Source organism: uncultured Amnibacterium sp., assembly GCF_964245895.1.
Taxonomy (GTDB): domain Bacteria; phylum Actinomycetota; class Actinomycetes; order Actinomycetales; family Microbacteriaceae; genus Amnibacterium.
The window spans coordinates 1-3,252 of the sequence record NZ_CAXTOQ010000244.1; the positions used below are offsets into that span (position 1 = coordinate 1).

A 3,252-nucleotide genomic window follows, 5' to 3' on the forward strand; every position below is an offset into this window, starting at 1 on the left:
CCGTGGCCGCCGTTCAGGATGCCGCCGAGGATGCCGCCGAGCACGACGCCCGTGACGAGGTCGCCGCCTCCGCCGCGGTTCCCGCCGCCGAAGCCGCCGCCGCCCCAGCCGCCTCCGCCGTTCCGGAAGTCGTCGATGTCGCGCTGGGCGAGGTCGGAGGCCTCGCTCGCGAGCGACGACGCGTGCTGCGCCGACCCGAGCGCGTCGACCGGGTCGGACGACTGCAGGGCCACGGCTCGATCGAGCTCGCGCTGCGCCTCGCTGAGGCGGGTGCGGGCCTCGCTGCCGACGCCGCCCCGGCGGTTCTCGATGTACCGGCGCGCGTCGCGCACCGCGGTCTGCGCCGAGTCGAGCGCGCGGGGGAGGGTCGCGACGGCTCGCGCGAGCCGCTGCTGCTGGTCGCGGATCGGCGCCATCGCCTTCTCGAGCCGGCCGTTCGCCGCCTCCACGGTCGCGAGTCCCGCCGGCGGCGCCTGCAGATCGGCGGTCTCGATGGCCGCCTGCGCGCCCGCGACCGCGGCGGCGAGGTCCTTGTTCCGCACGCCGGCGCGCTGCGCCTCCGCGATGTCGCTGCGGGTGTCCTCGACGGCCGCGTCGAGCTGCCGCTTCACCGCCATGAACTCGTTCGGCGCCGCGACGATGCCGTCGAGCAGCTGCGTCGCCTGCCCGAGGGCGCGCTGCGCGCTGCGCAGCGCGACGGCGCCGCCGCCCGCGCCGCCCGCGCTCGGCGAGCCCGCCTCCGACAGGGCCGTCCTGGACAGCTCGAGCAGAGCGTCCGCCTGCTGCAGGTCGTCGGCCGCGCCGTGCACCGCGTCCTCGCCGAACCGGGAGCGGATCGTGTCCAGCGAGCCCGAGGCCTCCCGCGAGCGGGCCAGCAGCGCCTGCTGCTGCTGCGAGGCGGCCGGGACGGCGACCGGCAGCTGCTGCTCCAGCTTGCGCAGATCGTCGAAGGCGTGCTTCTGGTCGGTGAGCGTCTTCTCCGCGTCGGTGCAGAGCGCGATGATGCGCTGCGTCAGCTGCTGCTTCTGGGCGGGGGTCTCCGGGATCTCGTCGTCCAGCCGCTGCCGGATCGCGAACGCGTCGCGGGCCCGCAGCCTCGCGGTCGCGAGCGCGTCGCTGAAGGGCTTCGCGGCGACCTCGCCGAACTCGGCGACCGCGAACCCGAGCTCCTGCTCGCTGGTCGTCAGGTCGTCGTCGAGCGCGATGAGGGCGCGGCTCGCCTTCCGGTCGAGCTCCTTCTGATCGACGGGAGGGGGGCCCACGGGCGCGGCGCCCGCGCCGCCTCCGCCCCTCGCCGCGACCTGCCGGCGCGACGCGCGACGGGCGATCACGACCACCACCACGACGACCACGACGATCAGCGCGACGAGCAGGAAGAGGGTGATGGCGCCGCTGCCGCCGTCGCTGCTGGACGAGGCTCCGTCGCCGCTCGAGGAGCCGCCGGTGCCGGAGTCCGTGCCGGTGCCGGACGCGGCGGCGGCGAGGCCGTCGGTGAACGCCTCCACCCCGCCGGCCCAGTCGTCGTTGCGGAACTTCGGTACGAGGTCGTCGGTGGCGACCTGCTGCACCTCCGCCTGGGACAACGGGAAGTCCTCGGAGGCCCAGAAGCCGAAGTTGCGGGCCGCGGGCGCGGTCGCCACGGCGAGCACGAGCGTCTTGCCCGGGCTGTCCGCGGTCTCCTCGACCGCCTGCGCCCAACCCGTACGGTCGGACGGGTCCGTGAACGTGTCCACGAACACGACGCGGAGGTCCGCGCCTGATTCAGCGTTGTAGGAATCGATCGCGTTCGAGACCTGAGTCTCCTCGCCTGAGGAGAGCACGTCGGAGGCATCGATCAGATGGGAGCCGCCGAGATCGACGGGGGAGTCCGCCCACGCCGCCGAGGCTCCGGTCACGGTCAGCAGCCCGGCCACGGCCAGGCCCACCGCCACGCGGCGCAATCGCATTCGTCCTCCTGAGATGCCCCGGATCGTACCGATGCCCTCCGCGAGGCCGGTGTGCTCCTCCGATGCGTGGGCACAGCGCGCGCGATGAGAGGATCCGGGCATGCGGTTCCCCGACGGGTTCGTGTTCGGCAGCGCGACGGCGTCCTACCAGATCGAGGGGGCGGTGGCCGAGGACGGCAGGAAGCCCTCGATCTGGGACGTGTTCAGCCGCACGCCCGGCCGCGTGCAGGACGGTGACACCGGCGACGTGGCCGACGACCACTACCACCGGCTCGACGCGGACCTGGACCTGATGGCCTCCCTCGGGCTGCAGGCGTACCGGTTCTCCGTCGCCTGGCCGCGCGTCGTGCCAGACGCGCGCGGCGCGGTGAACCGGCCGGGGCTCGACTTCTACTCGCGCATGGTCGACGGCCTGCTGTCGCGGGGCATCACGCCGGTCGCGACGCTGTACCACTGGGACCTGCCGCAGGTCCTCGAGGACGAGGGCGGCTGGACCGTCCGGTCCACCGCGGAGGCGTTCGGCGAGTACGCCCGCGTCGTCGCGGAGGCGCTCGGCGACCGCGTCGACACCTGGACGACCCTGAACGAGCCGTGGTGCTCGGCGTTCCTCGGCTACGGCGCGGGCGTGCACGCGCCCGGTCGCACGGAGCCGCTCGCGACCCTGCAGGCGGCGCACCACCTGAACCTCGCGCACGGGCTGGGCGCGCGGGCCGTGCGCGCGGTCGTGCCGGAGGCGAAGGTCTCCGTGACCCTCAACCTCCACGTGTTCCGGCCAGAGGGGCCGACCGGCGCGGAGGCCGTCCGCCGCCTCGACGCGATCGGGAACCGGGTGTTCCTCGGCCCGATGCTCGACGGCGAGTACCCCGCGGACCTGCTCGAGGACACCGCGTCGATCACCGACTGGGCGTTCGTGCAGGACGGCGACCTCGAGACGATCCGGCAGCCGATCGACGTGCTCGGCGTGAACTACTACGCCACCTCCCGGGTGCGGCTGCGCGACGGCGACGGCGCGGGCGAGCGGAACGACGGGCACGGCGGCGGCGCCGGGTCGCCCTGGCCGGGCGCCGACGCGGTGGAGTTCCTCCCCTCCGCCGGCCCGCTCACCGACATGGGCTGGAACATCGACCCGAGCGGGCTGACGGAGCTGCTGGTGTCGCTGCACGAGCGCTACCCGGGCCTGCCGCTGATGGTCACCGAGAACGGAGCGGCCTTCCCCGACGTCCCCGGTGACGACGGGGTCGTCCACGACGCCGACCGCATCGCCTACCTGCGCGACCACCTGGCCGCGGTGCACGACGCCATCGAG

2 protein-coding genes are annotated in these 3,252 nt (G+C 74.4%); one reads left to right on the forward strand and one right to left on the reverse strand.

What is annotated here, in order from left to right:
- A partial coding sequence (locus ACFE60_RS18480; RefSeq protein WP_375390315.1) for a TPM domain-containing protein occupies positions 1–1,946 on the reverse strand: 1,946 nt, incomplete at its 3' end.
- A gap of 100 nt (positions 1,947–2,046) precedes the next feature.
- Between ACFE60_RS18480 and ACFE60_RS18485 the strand changes: the two genes are divergently transcribed.
- Positions 2,047–3,252, forward strand: a 1,206-nt coding sequence (locus tag ACFE60_RS18485) for a glycoside hydrolase family 1 protein (RefSeq protein WP_375390316.1), incomplete at its 3' end; no start/stop codon positions are given.